The following is a 17,994-nucleotide window of genomic DNA, read 5'->3' on the forward strand; positions in this document are numbered from 1 at the left end:
CTGCACCTGGCCACCGGCCAGATCGGGCGGCCGGGCGCCGGCCCCTTCTCCCTCACCGGCCAGCCCAACGCGATGGGCGGGCGCGAGGTGGGCGGCCTCGCCAACCTGCTGTCGGCCCACCGGGACATGGCCAACCCGGCCCATCGTGCCGAGGTCGCCGCCCTGTGGGGCGTGGACAGCGTGCCCGCCACGCCGGGCAAGAGCGCCGTCGAACTCTTCAAGGCCCTCAAATCGGGCGAAGTGAAGGCCGTCTGGATCGCCTGCACCAACCCGGCCCAGTCGATGCCGGACCAGGCCCTGATCCACGACGCCCTCAAGCACGCCGAGTTCGTCATCGTTCAGGAAGCCTTCGGCCACACCGAAACCTGCGCCTACGCCGACCTGCTGCTGCCCGCCACCACCTGGGGCGAGAAGGAAGGCACCGTCACCAACTCGGAACGCGCCATCACGCGCGTCCGGGGCGCCGTGTCCGCGCCGGGTGAAGCCCGCCACGATTGGGCGATCGTGGTGGATTTCGCCCGGCGTCTGGGCACTCGCCTGGGCAAGGGCGAACTCGCCGAGCGCATGTTCCCCTACGCCAACCCCGAAGAAATCTGGAACGAACACCGGGAATCCACCCGCGGCCGCGACCTGGACATCACCGGCCTCAGCTACGCGCTGCTGGAAACCGCCGGCCCCCAACAGTGGCCCTTCCCGGAAGGCGCCAGTGCCGGCAAGGTGAGGCTCTACGAAGACGGGATCTACCCCACGCCTTCCGGCCGCGCCCGCTTCGTGGCCACCGAACACCGCATCACCGCCGAATCGCCGTCGGCCCACTACCCGCTCCACCTCAACACCGGCCGCCTGCGCGACCAGTGGCACGGCATGAGCCGCACCGGGCTGGTGGCCCGCCTCTACAGCCACGAGGCCGAACCGCTGCTGCACATGCACCGGGACGACATGGCACGCCGCCGGCTGGCCGATGGCGATCTGGTCAAGGTCAAGAGCCGGCGGGGCGAGGTGGTGCTGAAGGTGGTGCAATCCGCCACCGTGCGAAGCGGACAGTGCTTCGTGCCGATGCACTGGGGTGGCAACACGATGGGCGGCCAGGGGGTGAACGTGCTCATGCCGTCCGCCTTCGACCCCACGTCCAAGCAGCCGGAACTCAAGCACGCCGCCGTGCAGGTCGAAAAATACACCGCCGGCAAGTCGCTGGTGGTGATGCGCCGCAGCGAGGCGGACGCCGACGGCAAGCTGCAGCCCAACCCGCTGGAGGTCATGGAGCGCCTGCGCCAGTGGCTGCCGCACTTCCCCTACGCCAGCCTCACCCTCGCCGGCCGCAATTCGCCGGTGGTCGTGCTCAAGGCCCGGGCCAAGGCGCTGGCCCCGGCGCTGATCGAAGCCCTCGACCGGGAGATGGCACTGGACGACCCGACCCGCGTGCTCTCCTACCAGGACAGCCGCAAGGATGTGGCCAAGCGTGCCCTCGTCGAAGGCGACTCACTGACCGCGGTGCGTCTCGCCGGTGAAAGCAAGGCGGCCGACTGGCTCGCCGACATGATGGTGCGGGAGCACTCCGCCGCTGCCGTACGGCCCTGGCTGCTCGCCCCGCTTACCGAGCCACCGGCTGGCCAGGCAGCGCGCGGCAAGGTCATCTGCAACTGCTTCGACGTGGCCGAAGACGACATCCTCGCCGCCTTCCGGGCCGGCGAATCCCTCGACAGCCTGCAGGCCCGCACCCGCTGCGGTACCAACTGCGGCTCCTGCGTGCCGGAACTCAAACGGCTCCGCCAGCGCATCGCCGGCTGACCGCAGCCCCCGCTCAGCCTCGCCCGGCCCTCGCGCCGGGCCGCTGCGCGGGCGCACCGTGCCACCGGCCCGCCCCCACCCGGGAGCGGGCATCCATTCGAGCGCCCAATAAAACGAATCCCCGCCCGGCGTTACCCGCCGACGGGGATCGTGTGACCATCGGGCCGTGTCGACCGGTCAGCCCCGGGCTGCCAGCTTGCCGTCCACGAACTCGACCAGAGAACCGACCGAAGCAAAGGTGGAGCCGTCGATCTCGTCATCCTCGATCACAAAACCGAAGTGCTCCTCGATGATGTTGATGAGCCCGACCACTGCCATCGAATCCAGATCCGGCAACGCGCCGAGCAGGGGCGTGTCGAGATCAAACTGAGCCGCCGCACCACCAAGGCTCAGAACCTCGTCGAGAATCGACAGCACTTCCTTCTTCGTATCCAAAAGTCACTCCAGTCCGAAAATCCTGCCGCAAAACCTGACACCGCGCCTTGCGACCTTGCAAGTAAAAGCCTTTATCATTATAAGCGACAAGGTCGCATTCTGAACCGTGATCTAAGTCGTGCGCCAACCCACTGGCTTGGGGCGGATGTGCGACACAACCGGCATCATGGTATGCGAATCATGACCGGTCAGGCCCAACCAAAGTCACAAAATCGATGTCCAACACTTCCCTCCTGCACGAACTCATCACCGCCTCCGCCGACCGCGCCCCCGACGGCCCCGCGCTCACGGCCGGCACATCGACCCTCAGCTACGCCGCGCTGGACGAGCAGGTCGCGCGCTTTGCCGGCGGGCTCCTGCAGCTGGGGCTCGAACGCGGCGAGCGCGTCGGCGTCTTCCTCGACAAACGCTTTGAGACCGTCGTCACCTGCTTCGGCGCAGCCCGGGCAGGCGGCGCCTTTGTCCCGGTCAACCCGATCCTGAAGCCCGAGCAGATCGCCCACATCCTGCGCGACTGCAACGCCCGCATCCTGGTCACCTCGCCGGAGCGCCTGCCCTTCATCGCCGACGCCCTGACCCACTGCCATGACCTGCGCCATGTCGTCCTCACCAAGCCGCTGGCCAAGCCCCTTGCCCTGCCCGGCGTGCAGATCGTCGACTGGGCCGCGCTCGCTGCCGCCAGCCCGGCCGGCCATCGGGTGATCGACACCGACCTGCTGTCCATCCTCTACACCTCGGGCAGCACCGGCAAACCCAAGGGCGTCGTGCTATCCCACCGCAACATGGTGGCCGGCGCCAAGAGCGTCGCCAGCTACCTGGGCAACGCCCCCGGCGACACGCTCCTCGCCGCCCTGCCCCTCTCCTTCGACGCCGGCTTCTCGCAGCTCACCACCGCCTTCCACGCTGGCGCCCGGGTGGTGCTGCTCAACTACCTCTTCCCCCAGGACGTGCTGAAGGCCATCGTGCGCGAGCGGGTCACCGGCCTCACTGCCGTACCGCCCCTCTACATCCAGCTGGCCCAGCTCCAGTGGCCCGAGGGCATCACCGACCATCTGCGCTACTTCGCCAACACCGGCGGGCGGATGCCGCTCGAAACCCTCAAGGCCCTGCGCGCCCATCTGCCGAACACCAAACCCTTCCTGATGTACGGCCTCACCGAAGCCTTCCGCGCCACCTACCTGCCGCCCGAGCAGGCCGACATTCGCCCCGACTCCATCGGCAAGGCGATCCCCGGCGCCGAGGTCATGGTGCTGCGCGAAGACGGCAGCGAGTGCGGCCCCAACGAACCCGGCGAACTCGTGCAGCGGGGCGCCCACGTCGCCATGGGCTACTGGAACGACCCCGCAAAAACCGCCGAACGCTTCAAGCCCCTGCCGACCACCGCCCCCGGGCGCCAGTCGGGCTTCGTGCTGCCCGAGATCGCCGTGTTCTCCGGCGACACCGTGCGTCGCGACGAAGAGGGCTACATCTACTTCATCGGGCGCCGGGACGAGATGATGAAAACCTCGGGCTACCGCGTCAGCCCCACCGAGGTTGAAGAGATCCTCTACGCCACCGGCCTCATCGGCGAGTGCATCGCCTTCGGCGTACCGCACCCCAGCCTCGGCGAAGCCATCTGCGTCATCGCCACCGGCAAGGACGGCCCGCTCGCCGTCGACGCGCTGCAGGCCGAGTGCCGCCAGCGCATGCCCACTTACATGGTGCCAAGCACCATCGAAGCCGCCACGGGCCCCTTGCCCCGCAACCCGAACGGCAAGATCGACCGCAAGTCCCTCTCCACCGACTTCCTGCAACGCCACCCCACAACGCCATGAGCGACACCCTCCGCGAAAAACCCACCCACGCCCCGATGGATCAGTTCCGCACCGAGAACGGCGAACTCGTCATCGGCAACATCCCCCTTCGTCGGCTCGTCGCCCGTGTCGGTCAAACCCCCTTCTACGCCTATGATCGGGCCCTGCTCACCGGCCGGGTCGAAGCGCTGCGCGCCCAGCTCCCCCCCGGCATCAAGATCCACTACGCCATGAAAGCCAACCCGATGCCTGCGGTCGTCGATCACATGGCCAGGCTCGTGGACGGCATCGACGTCGCCTCCGGCAACGAATTAAGGGTGGCCCTGGACAGCGGCGCCAACCCCCGGGAGATCAGCTTCGCCGGCCCAGGCAAACGGCGCGAAGAACTCCTCCAGGCCGTCGCCGCCGACATCCTCATCAACATCGAGTCCTTCCGCGAGATCGCCGAGCTGGCCGCCATCCAGAAGGAAACCGGCTGGCCGGTACGCGTCGCTGTGAGGGTGAATCCGGATTTCGAGCTGAAAAGCTCAGGCATGAAGATGGGTGGCGGGCCCAAGCCGTTCGGCATCGACGCCGAGCAAGTCCCCCAGGCGCTAGCGGCCATTCAAGATTCGGGGCTCGCCTTCGAAGGCTTCCACCTCTTCGCCGGCTCCCAGAATCTGCGCCCCGAAGCCATCGTCGAAGCCCAACGAAAAAGCTATGAACTCGCCCTGAAGCTCGCCGCGCACGCCCCTGCGCCCGTCCGCTTCCTCAATCTGGGCGGCGGCTTCGGCATCCCCTACTTTCCTGGCGAACGGCGCCTCGAACTCGCCACCATCGCAGAGAACCTTGCCGCGATCCAGGAAGACGCCCGCACGAAACTGCCGGCCGCCGAAATCGTCATCGAACTGGGGCGCTACCTTGTCGGAGAAGCCGGCATCTACGTCTGCCAGATCCTCGACAAGAAGGTGTCCCGAGACCACTGCTTTCTGGTCACCGATGGCGGCCTCAACCACCACCTTTCAGCCTCCGGAAACTTCGGCCAGGTCATCCGAAAGAACTATCCGGTAACCATCGGCGACCGGCTCGACCGCCCCTCTTCCGATCCCGTATCGGTCGTCGGCCCCCTCTGCACGCCACTCGACATCCTCGCCGAGAAGATGGCACTGCCCGATTGCGGCCCAGGCAACCTGGTCGTGATCTTCCAGTCGGGTGCTTACGGCGCGACCGCCAGCCCACGCGGCTTCCTCTCCCAGCCCGATCTGATCGAAGTCCTGATATGAAAAAAGGTAGTGCGGCGACGCACTACCTTCATCTTCAAAACGCCGAAAATCACAAAAGCGGATAGCGCGGCCTAATCGAAATAGTCGCCCGGAAGGGCCTCGACCTGCAGGTCGTTATCCTTCGCAAAGTTACGTAGAAAATTGTACGCAAGCGGTTCGATATCGTGGATCCGGGCATCCACCAGCACCGTCTTGTCGCCCTTGAGATTACAGGCAGGCCTGACGTAGGGGGAGTAGGTCATTCGGTTATCTGAACCGAACACCGACATGATCCCGCACAACCGATCAGCCCAGTCGCTAGGACGAAAAGTCCTGCCATCGCTCGTTCTCCCAACAATCACAAAATTTTCAGCTTTATGAATCATGAGCTATGACGGACATTGTTGAATGAGACCAAAGACCACTCGGGACTCGTACACCGACTAGCTCCGCAAGTGAGCCGTAATTCTAGCAGGAAGAACTCCTCTCCCGCCTTGACCCCAACGGAACAACCTGCGGGCGGGGCCCCCGCGAAAAATTTATCAGAAACCGACAAGCCCCTCGCCCGAAAAGAAAACCCGGGATACCCGGGTCTTCATTAAAGGCGAACTAGACGGCGCGGCTTCGCCAAAGGTACTTGAATACAAACCCAGGAAAAACGGCCACGAGCACCAGAGCCCCAATGATCGCGAAAAACTCCCATCCTTGGTTATACGGAGAACCATGAAGCTTCGCCTCCAATTGAACGGAAGCGAACAACAGCGCCGCCGTAACAACAAGCAACTCCAAAAACCGCAGGCCAAGCCTTTTTCCCCGATGACCGAGCCGAAACACGCCAAGAAGGCGATCACTCACGAAGATCAGGTTGATTAAGCCAACAACGCCAAGAACAGTGAGGTAATACAACTGAGCCCCAGGCAACTGTTAAAGGGAACCGAGCAACGAAAACGCGCACAACGACATCAGAGACTGAGGAATCAGCCCGAGAAGCCCAACCGCAACGCCGTTCATCGACAGAAGAACCTTCATTTCCATTGGCGCGCTGATGGCAACATTTTCCGTGGGCTCATCAAAGAACATAACCTTCACAACGCGGAGGTAGTAGAACGCACCAATCAGAGACATCACCACCGCAAGCACAGCAACCCAGTAATAACGGGCGGCCACGACAGCCTGGAGCACAGAGAACTTCGCAAAGAAGCCGATGAAGAACGGAATGCCAGCCATCGAGAACATCACCATGGCCATCACGCCAGCGAACCAGGAACTCCGCTTGTTGAGCCCCTTGAAGTCATCAATAGTCTCGGCTTCGAAGCCCGCACGGGAGAGCAGGATCAGCACGCCGAACGCACCGAGCGTCATCAGCACATACGACACGACATAAAACATCGATGAACTATAAGCATTCAGCGCGAAATGCCGATCACCGCCGACAACACCGGACATCAACCCCAAAAGCATGAAGCCCATGTGCGAAATACCCGAGTAGCCCAGCATGCGCTTGATGTTCGTTTGCGCTATCGCTGCGAGGTTCCCCAGAACGATGGAAAGCACACCGACGAACATCAACATGGACTGCCACTGATCGGCAAGTTCGAACAGACCATTCACCAGCAGTCGCATGGCCATACCGAACGCGGCGAGCTTCGGGGCCGACGCGATCATCAGCGTCACAGAAGTCGGAGCGCCATGATAGACGTCGGGAATCCACATGTGGAACGGCACCACGCCAAGTTTGAACGCCAAGCCCGCCACCACAAAAACAAGACCAAACATCAAGACGTTCTTGTTCGCAGCCTGATGGTACACCGCCTGTGCAACACCGGATATCTCAAGCGTGCCGGTCGCACCGTAAAGCATGGAGATACCGTATAGCAACAGACCAGATGCGAGAGCGCCGAGCACGAAATACTTCATCGCAGCTTCCGTAGCACGCGCCGAATCGCGTTGCAACGCAACCATTGCATAGAGCGACAGGGAGAGCAACTCCAGGCCGAGATAGAGGGTTAGGAAATGGTTAGCTGCGATCATCACCATCATCCCTAGCGTCGCATAGATGGCGAGAACGTAATACTCCGTCGTCTCCATCCGCCGATCTGCCATGTACCCACGGGAGTAAAGCAGCACAATCGCTACCGCGAAGTAGAGCATGAGCTTCAGGAAATCACCCATCAGGTCGTCGACGTACATGTTGCTGAACGTAAACCCTACCTGGCTATCCATCGAGAACAGAGTAATTGCGCCCGCCCCGATAAGCGTCAGCTGCGTCAAATAGTACGCCAAGCCCTTGGAGTTCTTGGCAAAGGTACCTGCCAGCAGAACAACTAACGACATCGCAACAACAAACAGCTCCGCTGCTGCTGGGTAAAAATCGGGAATCACAAAGTTCATATCAACGCCACAGTCCGAAGGATTCTCTTGCGATTTGGATCAAAGCTTGCTGACAGCAACATGCTTCAGCAGATCATTGACCGACGCATGCATAACTTCCGTAACAGGAAAAGGATAGATACCCATCACGAGGACGCAAACAGCTAAGACCAGAAGAAACACAAACTCCCGATTATTGATATCGGTAAGCTCAGCAACGTGCTTATTGCCGACAGCACCGAAAACTACACGCTTATACATCCAGAGAGTGTAGGCAGCACCGACAATCAGCGTGGTTGCAGCAGCAAAACCGACCCAGAAGTTGTACTGAACAGCACCCAGCGCAACCATGAACTCACCCACGAAGCCAGAGGTCGCAGGAAGGCCAGAATTTGCCATCGCAAAAAGCATGAAGAACGCTGCAAACTTCGGCATCACATTCACAACACCGCCGTAGTCAGCGATCTGCCTAGAGTGCATACGATCGTAAAGCACGCCAATGCACGCAAACATCGCGCCAGACACAAACCCGTGAGAGATCATCTGAACAAGCGCCCCTTCAACACCCAGCGGATTGAAGATGAAGAAGCCCAGTGTGACGAAGCCCATATGCGAAATAGAGGAGTACGCAACCAGCTTCTTCATATCGGTCTGCACCAGCGCTACGAACCCGATATAGATCACCGCAATGAGGGACAAGGTAATGATCATCGGCGCAAAAGCGTGACTTGCATCCGGAGCAATCGGCAAGGAGAAGCGAAGAAAACCGTACGCACCGAGCTTCAGGCCAATTGCGGCAAGTACGATCGAGCCACCAGTTGGAGCCTCGACGTGCGCATCAGGAAGCCAGGTATGAACAGGGAACATCGGCACCTTGACCGCAAAGGAGACCAGGAACGCCCAGAAGACGAGTGACTGAACATCCATACCCAGCTTGAGTTGGTGCCAGTCGAGGATACTGAAACTGCCACCGGACTCCATAAAGAGGTACAGGAGGGCGACCAGCATAAGCAGGGAGCCAGCGAGCGTGTAAAGAAAGAATTTGATCGCTGCGTAAACCCGATTCGGACCACCCCAAACACCGATGATGATGAACAAGGGAATCAACGACGCTTCGAAGAAAACGTAGAACAGCACACCATCAAGCGCACTGAATATGCCATTAATGAGACCAGACATAATCAGAAAGCCCGCCATGTACTGTGCGACCTTCTCCTGAATCACCTCCCACCCCGCAACGACAACAATAACGGTGATGAAGCTATTCAGCAGAACAAACAACACAGAGATTCCGTCTACGCCAAGGACATAGTTGATGTTGAAACGAGGAATCCATGCATAAGACTCCACGAACTGCATCGCACTCGTCGTGACATCGAAAGACGTGTATAGCGGAATACTGACCGCCAGCCCCGCCAAGGCAGACAGCAAAGCCAGGAACCTTGCGGCCGAGGCGTTACGATCAGAACCCGTCGCAAGTGTAAGCAACCCACCCACGATCGGAACCCAGATCGCAAGGCTAAGGAATGGAATAGGATTACCCGTCATCTCAACTGTCCGTTCTAAGCACTCAATTGCAGCGCAAAAGTCCTAAATCTATTACTTACGCATCGCCAAACCAAACCTGATCATCCGCGGCTAAACCAGACGGTTAGCAACACAAACACGCCGATGATCATTGAGAACGCGTACTGGTAGATGTGCCCGCTCTGGAACAACCTAGTAAGCTGGGCGATAAAGCCAACCGTCTTGGCAGATCCGTTAACCACCATACCGTCAATGAGGGTCTGATCACCAATTTTCCAAAGCCACTTACCGAGCAGACGAGCCCCGCCAGCAAACACAGCTTCATTAAATTTGTCGAAGTAGTACTTGTTCTCAAGCAGCGTGTGAATCGGCTTGAAGGTCTTCATGATTGCAGCCGGGATCGAGGGCGCCACCATATAGAAGAACCAAGCAACCACAACCCCACCCATAGCCAGAAAAAACGGCAAAGTTGTAAAGCCGTGCAGCGCCATACCGACTGCACCATGGAACTCCTCACCCAGTTCGGCCATCGCATGGTGATGCTCCCCGAAATGGATCACGCCCTTAAAGAAACCGCCAAAAAGCATCGGCTCGATGGTGAAGAAACCAATCAACATAGACGGAACTGCCAGCAACACCAAAGGCAACGTAACAACCCACGGAGATTCATGCGGCTTCTGACCTGGAGCGAGACCATGATGATGGTCGTCATGTCCATCAGCCTGCTGATCGTCGTGAGCATCTGCATGGTGGCCATCTTCGTGCTGATGATGACCATCCCCAACATGCCCCTTACCAAAACGCTCTTCTCCATGAAAAACCAGGAAGTACATTCGGAAGGAGTAGAACGCAGTAACAAAGACACCCGCAATCACGCAGAAGTAAGCGTAACCGGAGCCAGGAATATGCGACAGCGCGACAGCCTCGATGATTGTGTCTTTGGAGTAGAAACCCGAAAGGAACGGGAAGCCGATCAGAGCCAGAGAACCGACCAAGGAAGTAAACCAGGTGATAGGCATGTACTTCCACAACCCACCCATATTCCGCATATCCTGATCGTGATGCATACCGATAATCACGGATCCCGCGCCAAGGATCAGAAGCGCCTTGTAAAACGCGTGAGTCATCAGATGGAACACCGCAGCGGAGTACGCCGAAACACCAAGCGCAACGGTCATGTAACCAAGCTGAGACAAGGTCGAATAAGCCACAACTCGCTTGATGTCGTTCTGAACGATGCCCAAGAAGCCCATGAATAGTGCGGTCGTCGAACCGATAACCAGCACAAACGACAGCGCTGCTTCAGAAAGCTCGAACAACGGCGACATACGCGCAACCATGAAGATGCCAGCAGTAACCATGGTCGCAGCATGAATCAGTGCCGAGATCGGTGTAGGACCTTCCATTGAGTCTGGCAGCCAAACGTGCAGCGGAACCTGGGCAGACTTCCCCATCGCACCGATGAAAAGACCGATACAAATGGCTGTCACCACAGGCCAACCGGTCTCCGGCATGACCATCGAGACGAGCTCTGGGCTCTTGGCAAAGACCTCCGCATAGTTCAGCGTACCGGCGAAAGCTGCGATAAGACCGATGCCGAGAAGGAAACCGAAGTCGCCAACGCGATTGACCAGAAAAGCTTTCATGTTCGCGAAAATCGCGGTGGGCCGGGTGTACCAGAAACCGATGAGCAGGTAGGAGACGAGACCAACAGCCTCCCAACCAAAGAACAACTGCAAGAAGTTGTTCGACATCACCAGCATCAACATCGAGAACGTGAACAGTGAGATGTAGCTGAAGAAGCGCTGATAACCCGGATCTTCAGACATATAGCCAATAGTGTAGATGTGCACCATCAATGACACGAAGGTCACAACAAGCATCATCATCACAGTGAGCGAATCAATGAGGAACCCGACCTCAAGTTTAAGGGAACCCGAAGTTGCCCAAGTGTAGATGGTCCCGTTGAAGACGTTCCCGGCCGATACATCCTGATAGATGTAAAGAGACGCGACAAAAGCGACCGCCACACCAAGAATCGTCACGGTATGAGCGCCGGCACGACCAATGGCTTTGCCGAACAGGCCCGCCACAATCGCACCGAACAACGGCGCCAGAGGCACGAGCAGATAGAGCTTCTGAATCCCTGTCATCGAAAAGCTTCCTTATCCCTTGAGACTGTCCAGATCATCGACGTGAATCGTGCGCAGGTTCCGGAACAATGCAACCAGAATCGCCAAGCCGATAGCCGACTCTGCAGCTGCGACCGTCAAGATGAAAAATACGAAAATCTGTCCTGCGGCATCACCCAAGTAATAGGAGAACGCTACGAAATTCAAATTCACTGCCAGCAACATCAATTCGATAGCCATCAGCAGGACAATTAAGTTCTTCCGATTCAGAAAGATACCAACGACACTAATGGCGAATAAAATGGCGCCCAATATCAAATAATGAGACAACGAAAGCATCTGATTTCCCTTCCTGGACGATCGCTAGCCAACTTACCGCTTTTCCGCACCCATGGACACAATGCGAACCCGATCATCACGCTTGACGGAAATCTGCTGCGCAGGATCGATCTTCTTGACATTCTTTCTCTTACGAAGTGTCAGAGCCACAGCTGCAACCATTGCTACCAGCAGGACAAGCGACGCAAGTTCGAAAGGATAGACATAATCCGTATAAATCAGCCGCCCGAGTTCCTTGGTGTTGCTGTAGCCATCGGGCACCGGACCAGGTGCAGGCATCCCTTCCAAGCCGAAGTAACGGCCGCCGAGCACCATGATCATCTCGACTACCATCAGCACACCCACTAGCGCCCCAACCGGCAGATAGCTCCAGAATCCCTGACGAATCCGTTCAAGGTTGATGTCGAGCATCATCACCACGAAAAGGAAAAGAACCATCACCGCGCCCACATAAACCATTACAAGAGCAATAGCAAGGAATTCCGCATGGAGGAGCATCCAGATCCCACCTGCACTAAAGAACGCGAGCACCAAAAATAGAGCAGCGTGCACTGGGTTCCTGGCAGTTATGACCCTGAGCGATGCCAGAACCATCACTGCGGAGAAAAAATAAAATACAACCGTCTGAAAATCCATGACTGAGTCCGTTTCGATGTAAGACAGCTCGAGCTTCTCTCAACGATATCGAGATTCGATCTCTCGATCTTTTGCTATCTGCGACTCGTACTTATCCCCAACAGCAAGAAGCATCTGCTTCGTGTAGTAGAGATCACCACGCTTCTCACCGTGATACTCAAAGACCCGGGTTTCTACGATTGCGTCGACGGGACAAGCCTCCTCACAGAAACCGCAGAAGATGCATTTGGTCAGGTCAATATCGTAACGGGTGGTCCGCCGCGAACCATCGTCTCGAGCGTCGGACTCGATCGTAATGGCCATCGCTGGGCAGATCGCCTCGCAGAGCTTGCAGGCAATGCAGCGCTCTTCTCCATTCGGATAACGGCGAAGAGCGTGGAGACCGCGAAACCGAGAGCTTTGCGGCGTCTTCTCGTCGGGATATTGAACAGTGATCTTTCGTGCGAAGAGATGACGCCCCGTCAGCGCCATGCCTTTAAGCAGTTCCTTGAGGAAGAGGCTTCCTACGTAATCTTTCAAAGCACCCATTTAGAGCCTCACTTCCAAATCGACAGCGGTGACATGATCCAGACCGCAACAACCACAACCCAGAACAACGTTAGAGGGATAAAGACCTTCCAGCCCAAACGCATAATGTGGTCGTACCGGAAACGCGGGAACGTGGCGCGGAACCAAAGGAACAAGAACAAAATAAACGAGGTCTTGATGGCCAGCCAAATGAAACCGTCAGGCAGAAAACCCACTGGAGACAGCCAACCGCCGAGAAACAGGAGCGATGTCAGTGCGGAGATCAGGATCATGTTCGCGTATTCGCCGAGGAAGAACAGCGCGAAAGCCATCCCGGAATACTCAACCATGTGACCGGCTACGATCTCAGACTCACCTTCAACAACGTCAAACGGCGCCCGGTTAGTCTCGGCGATACCGGAAATCAAATACACCAAAAACATGGGGAAAAGCGGAAGCCAGTTCCAACTCAAGAAGCCGAAACCCCAGTCAGCCCACTGACCTTTACCTTGGCTGTTAACAATGTCCGTCAGGTTGAGGCTGGAAGAGATCATCAGCACACAAACAAGTGCGAAACCCATTGCGATCTCGTAGGACACCATCTGCGCTGCAGCACGCATGCCGCCAAGGAACGCATACTTAGAATTGGACGCCCAAGCGGCAATGATTACGCCATAAACTTCGATAGAAGTAATCGCCAGAAGGAACAGCAATCCTGCATCTACGTTACCAACAACCCACCCTTCGCTGAACGGCACGACAGCCCAGGCAGCCAGTGCCGGACCCAGCGCAAGGACAGGGCCAATGATGAAAAGGCTTTTGTTCGAGCCTGCAGGAACAATGATCTCCTTGAGCAGGAGCTTTACACCGTCAGCGATAGGCTGCAACAAGCCTCTCGGCCCAACTCGGTTAGGGCCAATGCGGACCTGCATGTAGCCGATCACCTTTCGCTCAGCGAGCGTGAGATAAGCAACACACAGGAACAACGGAGCGATGATGCCAATGATCTTTAACAAAGACCAGACCAATGGCCAAGCTGGGCCGAAGAACTGGACCACCGGGTCAAAATAGGCTTCCATCACACCTGCTCCACGCTGATTTCACCATGCCAGCTACCGAGCTGAGCCGTGCTTGAATGCGCGGCAGCAAGGCGTACGCAACCTTCAGCGACACCAGCATCTTCCGCTAGATCCACGACTACCCAACCTGCAGCGGTACTGATCTTAACCTTACCAACGCCAGACAACTTAAGGTCTGCTACGGTTTTTGGATTCATTCTCGCGAGTGGCGAGCGCGCATCAACTGTACTTTGCAAAGGGGCCGAACGACGCACGATGGGATCTGCAAAATAAATCGGCACATCCACGACACGCTCAATCGACGCCAACTTGACCGGAAGCCTATCCACGACGAGAACGGAGTCATTACCTAGGCCGACCCCCTCGCCCGATAGCGAGGAAGTAAGCCGGCTGCGAATCTGATCGATCGTCTCAAAATTGAAGGTTGCGAATCCTAGCGTCGAGCCAAGAACACGCAACGCCTTCCAACCCGGACGGGATTCGCCCAGTCCCTTCACGACAGGGAAGAAGCTTTGAGCTCGCCCCTCACAGTTCACAAACGTGCCTGCGGTCTCGGTGAAGGGCGCGATAGGAAGAAGAACGTCTGCAACATCCATCAACTCGGCCGACTTATATGCACTGAAGGCCGCAACCATCTCGGCGTCACGAAGTGCTCCGAGCGCACTGATCCCAGAGGCCATATCCAAACTAGGCTCAAGAGCGAGCAGCAAATACGCCTTCATCTTCGAAGAAAGCATCGAAGAAACGTTCTTGCCCTTGATCTCGTTGCCAAACGGAACGGCGCCTGCAAGATAACCACCAACGCTATTGGCTGCTTCACCGATAATGCCGAACTTCGCACCACACAACCGGGCGATCTCAGCTGACAAGGCGTGAATCACACCCGCGCTAGCATGCTGGACCGCGGAATTGCCAAGCCAGACAGCAGACTTACGACCAGACAGAAGGCTATGGGCAACAGCCGCAGCGGTCTCGGTCACTTCCACGTCAGCGCACGCCGCAGCGACCCGATCAGATATGCTGACCCCTTTCTCCGCCGCAACTGCCTTAACCACACCTGCGAGGAACACAGGAATACCGCTGGGCGCCACCGTTGCTCTATTGGCAAGAGTAAGCTGCCAATCGTCGAATGCCCCATTAACCGCAGAGACCTTCAACCCACGCTTGACACCCTGCCGAACGCGCTGAGCAATCAGCGGGTGATCCTTACGAAGGAAACTGCCCACGACGAACAGGCGATCAAGCGCAGCGATCTCGGCGACAGGCATACCGAGCCACGGTGCACCGGAACAGGTTTCATCCAGTGAGAAATCAGACTGGCGCAAGCGGAAATCAACGTTACCGGAACCGAGAGCCCGCATCAGGCTCTGGAGAAGATAAAGCTCCTCCACTGTACTGTGCGGCGATGCCAACGCACCGATTGACTCAGCCCCGTGATCTGCTTTGATGGACTTGAGACCGTTAGCGACGTACTCGATCGCCGTCTGCCAATCGGTCTCGATCCAGTTGCCTCCCTGCTTAAGCATAGGCAGCGTCAGGCGATCTTCGGAATTCAATGCCGCATACGAGAAACGATCCTTATCGGAGAGCCAGCATTCGTTGATGGCTTCGTTCTCGAGAGGCAGAACACGCTTGACCGTGTCGTTCTTGACTTGAACAATCAGATTACTACCCAGTGAATCATGCGGACTCACGGACTTGCGTCGGGAAAGCTCCCACGCGCGAGCGCCGAAGCGGAATGGCTTTGAAGTCAAGGCCCCCACAGGACACAGATCAATGATATTTCCGGAGAGTTCGGTCTCAATCGTCTTTTCAACGAACGGCATGATCTCGGCGTGCTCACCACGGAAAGCCTGACCCAGTTCCATAAGGCCGGCGATCTCCGAAGTGAAACGCACGCAACGCGTGCAATTGATGCAACGAGTCATGTCCGTAGAGACGAGCGGTCCAAGATCCTTGTTGGATACGACCCGCTTCTCCTCCTGGTAGCGCGATTCACTGCCACCATAGCCGACCGAGAGATCCTGCAGCTGACATTCACCGCCTTGGTCACAAATGGGACAATCCAGCGGGTGGTTAATGAGAAGGAACTCCATCACCCCCTTCTGCGCCTTAATAGCCTGCTCGGAGTGCGTCCAAACCTTCATGCCGTTAGTGACCGGCGTGGCACACGCAGGCAGTGGCTTCGGAGCCTTCTCGACCTGCACTAGACACATCCGGCAGTTCGCAGCGATGGATAGCTTCTTGTGGTAGCAGAAATGCGGTACATAGGCCCCAACTTTGTTTGCGGCCTCCATGACGGTGCTACCGTCAGGAACTTGCAACTGCTTTCCGTCAATTTCGATTTCTAGCATGTCGAGCCTACGCTACAAAAATCTTGCTGCCCTCGCGCTGCACTTCCGGCGGCACGAAGCATTTTTTATGTTCGATGTGATAAGCAAATTCGTCGCCGAAATGCTTAACAAAACTCTGTACTGGCATGGATGCAGCATCGCCAAGGGCGCAGATCGTGCGACCCATGATATTGGCTGTCACGCTATTGAGCAGATCAAGGTCATCAGGGCGGCCAAGACCATTCTCGATCCGATGAACGACGCGGTAGAGCCATCCTGTACCCTCACGGCACGGCGTACACTGCCCGCAAGATTCCTCGAAGTAGAAATAAGACAGACGCTCCAAGGCCTTCACCATGCAAGTCGTCTCGTCCATTACGATCACCGCGCCGGAACCGAGCATTGAGCCCGCCTTTGAGATGGAATCGTAGTCCATTGTGCAGTCCATCATCACTGAACCAGGCAAGACGGGCGCAGACGACCCCCCCGGAATCACCGCTTTCAGTCTCCGCCCACCACGAACCCCCCCGGCCATTTCAAGCAGATCAGCAAATGGCGTACCCAAGGGTATCTCGTAGTTACCAGGACGATTCACGTGGCCGGAAACAGAAAACAACTTGGTACCACCGTTGTTCGGCTTCCCAAGCGCAAGGAAAGCATCGCCACCTTCGCGGATGATGTACGGAATGGAAGCAAACGTCTCGGTGTTGTTGATGGTAGTCGGCTTGCCATAGAGACCGAAACTAGCCGGGAACGGCGGCTTGAACCTGGGCTGCCCCTTCTTGCCTTCAATCGACTCCAGGAGAGCGGTTTCCTCACCACAGATGTATGCTCCGTAGCCATGATGAGCAAACAGTTCGAAACAAAAATCTGAACCTAATATGTTTGCGCCAAGAAGGCCTGCTTCCCGAGCTTCCTGAAGGGCTTCTTCGAAACGTTCATAAACCTCGAAGATTTCACCGTGGATGTAGTTGTAACCACGCTCGCAACCCATCGCATAGCCGGCGATAATCATGCCTTCAATGACCGAATGGGGGTTGTACCGAAGAATGTCCCGATCCTTAAAAGTACCCGGCTCCCCCTCGTCGGAATTACATGCAAGATACTTTGCACCGGGGAAAGCGCGAGGCATGAAGCTCCACTTCAGCCCGGTCGGGAAACCTGCACCGCCTCGCCCACGGAGAGCCGACTTCTTAACCTCTCCGATGATCTGGTCAGCCGGAATCTTTTCCGTAACAATTTTCTTGAGAGCATCATAGCCGCCGCGCTTCACGTAATCCGCCAAGCGCCAGGTGCGATCACCATCAAGCCCAGAAAGAATAATTCCTTGAGAGGTCATTTTGCGAGATCAGCAAGCAGTTGATCGATTTTCTCTTCAGTCATCCAGCTACACATCTGGTGGTTATTCACCAGCAGCACCGGGGCGTCACCACACGCCCCCATGCACTCACCCTCCTTCAACGTAAACTTGCCATCAGTCGTTGTCTCGTTGAAATCTATACCTAGCTTTCTCTTAACGTACTCTGCAGCATGGACGCCACCAGAAAGCGCGCAAGGAAGATTCGTGCAAACGGTAATTTTTTTTGCGCCAACCGGAGCGAGATCGTACATATTGTAGAAGCTCGCCACCTCAAAAACGGCGATCGCTGGCATCTCCAGGTAGGCAGCAACAAATTCGATCGTCTCGTTGGAAAGCCAGCCTTTCTCAACTTGCGCGATACGTAACGCAGCCATCGAAGCAGACTGTTTTTGATCTGCAGGATACTTGGCGATCTCTCGATCAATTTTCTTCAGGGATTCTGGACTCAGCATTT

16 protein-coding genes are annotated in these 17,994 nt (G+C 57.3%); 3 read left to right on the top strand and 13 right to left on the bottom strand.

Features of this window, described 5'->3' with window-relative positions:
* Nucleotides 1–1,788: molybdopterin-dependent oxidoreductase (locus ACE3N6_RS01390; RefSeq protein WP_374243372.1), on the top strand; the 1,788-nt coding region annotated here is incomplete at its 5' end.
* A 177-nt stretch (nt 1,789–1,965) separates the two neighbouring features.
* Here the strand turns inward: ACE3N6_RS01390 and ACE3N6_RS01395 are convergent.
* The gene (locus ACE3N6_RS01395) at nt 1,966–2,223 is read right to left on the bottom strand and encodes an acyl carrier protein (protein WP_374243373.1); all 258 of its coding nucleotides are present in this window, start codon (nt 2,221–2,223) and stop codon (nt 1,966–1,968) included.
* 215 nt (nt 2,224–2,438) lie between these two features.
* Between ACE3N6_RS01395 and ACE3N6_RS01400 the strand changes: the two genes are divergently transcribed.
* Both ACE3N6_RS01400 and ACE3N6_RS01405 read left to right on the top strand, forming a co-directional pair.
* Nucleotides 2,439–4,037, top strand: coding sequence for an acyl-CoA ligase (AMP-forming), exosortase A system-associated (locus ACE3N6_RS01400; protein WP_374243374.1), 1,599 nt, complete (start codon nt 2,439–2,441; stop codon nt 4,035–4,037).
* On the top strand, nt 4,034–5,278 hold the full coding sequence (locus ACE3N6_RS01405; RefSeq protein WP_374243375.1) for a pyridoxal-dependent decarboxylase, exosortase A system-associated: 1,245 nt from the start codon (nt 4,034–4,036) through the stop codon (nt 5,276–5,278). The genes ACE3N6_RS01400 and ACE3N6_RS01405 overlap by 4 nt, the downstream gene beginning before the upstream one ends.
* A gap of 71 nt (nt 5,279–5,349) precedes the next feature.
* Here the strand turns inward: ACE3N6_RS01405 and ACE3N6_RS01410 are convergent, their stop codons facing one another.
* From ACE3N6_RS01410 to nuoE, 12 genes are all read right to left on the bottom strand, one after another.
* Complete coding sequence (locus ACE3N6_RS01410) at nt 5,350–5,643, bottom strand: DUF3579 domain-containing protein (protein ID WP_374243376.1); 294 nt, start codon at nt 5,641–5,643, stop codon at nt 5,350–5,352.
* 223 nt (nt 5,644–5,866) lie between these two features.
* A complete protein-coding gene (locus tag ACE3N6_RS01415) occupies nt 5,867–6,112 on the bottom strand; it encodes a DUF2818 family protein (protein ID WP_374243482.1) in 246 nt (81 codons plus the stop codon).
* Between the two features lie 69 nt (nt 6,113–6,181).
* A complete protein-coding gene (gene nuoN, locus ACE3N6_RS01420) occupies nt 6,182–7,648 on the bottom strand; it encodes an NADH-quinone oxidoreductase subunit NuoN (RefSeq protein ID WP_374243377.1) in 1,467 nt (488 codons plus the stop codon).
* A 39-nt stretch (nt 7,649–7,687) separates the two neighbouring features.
* Complete coding sequence (locus ACE3N6_RS01425) at nt 7,688–9,175, bottom strand: NADH-quinone oxidoreductase subunit M (RefSeq protein ID WP_374243379.1); 1,488 nt, start codon at nt 9,173–9,175, stop codon at nt 7,688–7,690.
* Between the two features lie 80 nt (nt 9,176–9,255).
* On the bottom strand, nt 9,256–11,307 hold the full coding sequence (gene nuoL, locus ACE3N6_RS01430) for an NADH-quinone oxidoreductase subunit L (protein ID WP_374243380.1): 2,052 nt from the start codon (nt 11,305–11,307) through the stop codon (nt 9,256–9,258).
* A gap of 12 nt (nt 11,308–11,319) precedes the next feature.
* A complete protein-coding gene (gene nuoK / locus ACE3N6_RS01435; RefSeq protein WP_141349329.1) occupies nt 11,320–11,625 on the bottom strand; it encodes an NADH-quinone oxidoreductase subunit NuoK in 306 nt (101 codons plus the stop codon).
* A 33-nt stretch (nt 11,626–11,658) separates the two neighbouring features.
* Nucleotides 11,659–12,261 carry an NADH-quinone oxidoreductase subunit J gene (locus ACE3N6_RS01440; protein WP_374243381.1) on the bottom strand — a complete coding sequence of 201 codons (603 nt, stop codon included), beginning with the start codon at nt 12,259–12,261 and terminating at the stop codon, nt 11,659–11,661.
* A gap of 39 nt (nt 12,262–12,300) precedes the next feature.
* Nucleotides 12,301–12,789 (bottom strand): NADH-quinone oxidoreductase subunit NuoI, encoded by a 489-nt coding sequence (gene nuoI / locus ACE3N6_RS01445; protein WP_374243382.1) that lies wholly within the window; start codon nt 12,787–12,789, stop codon nt 12,301–12,303.
* Nucleotides 12,790–12,797: 8 nt separating this feature from the next.
* Nucleotides 12,798–13,847 (bottom strand): NADH-quinone oxidoreductase subunit NuoH, encoded by a 1,050-nt coding sequence (gene nuoH, locus ACE3N6_RS01450; RefSeq protein ID WP_374243383.1) that lies wholly within the window; start codon nt 13,845–13,847, stop codon nt 12,798–12,800.
* Nucleotides 13,847–16,201, bottom strand: coding sequence for an NADH-quinone oxidoreductase subunit NuoG (nuoG, locus tag ACE3N6_RS01455; protein WP_374243384.1), 2,355 nt, complete (start codon nt 16,199–16,201; stop codon nt 13,847–13,849). Before nuoG ends, nuoH begins: the two co-directional genes overlap by 1 nt.
* Nucleotides 16,202–16,208: 7 nt before the next feature.
* A complete protein-coding gene (gene nuoF / locus ACE3N6_RS01460) occupies nt 16,209–17,519 on the bottom strand; it encodes an NADH-quinone oxidoreductase subunit NuoF (RefSeq protein WP_374243385.1) in 1,311 nt (436 codons plus the stop codon).
* The gene (gene nuoE / locus ACE3N6_RS01465; protein WP_374243386.1) at nt 17,516–17,992 is read right to left on the bottom strand and encodes an NADH-quinone oxidoreductase subunit NuoE; all 477 of its coding nucleotides are present in this window, start codon (nt 17,990–17,992) and stop codon (nt 17,516–17,518) included. Before nuoE ends, nuoF begins: the two co-directional genes overlap by 4 nt.
* Nucleotides 17,993–17,994: the final 2 nt, after the last annotated feature.

This window comes from Zoogloea sp., from assembly GCF_041904905.1.
Classification (GTDB): Bacteria; Pseudomonadota; Gammaproteobacteria; order Burkholderiales; family Rhodocyclaceae; genus Zoogloea.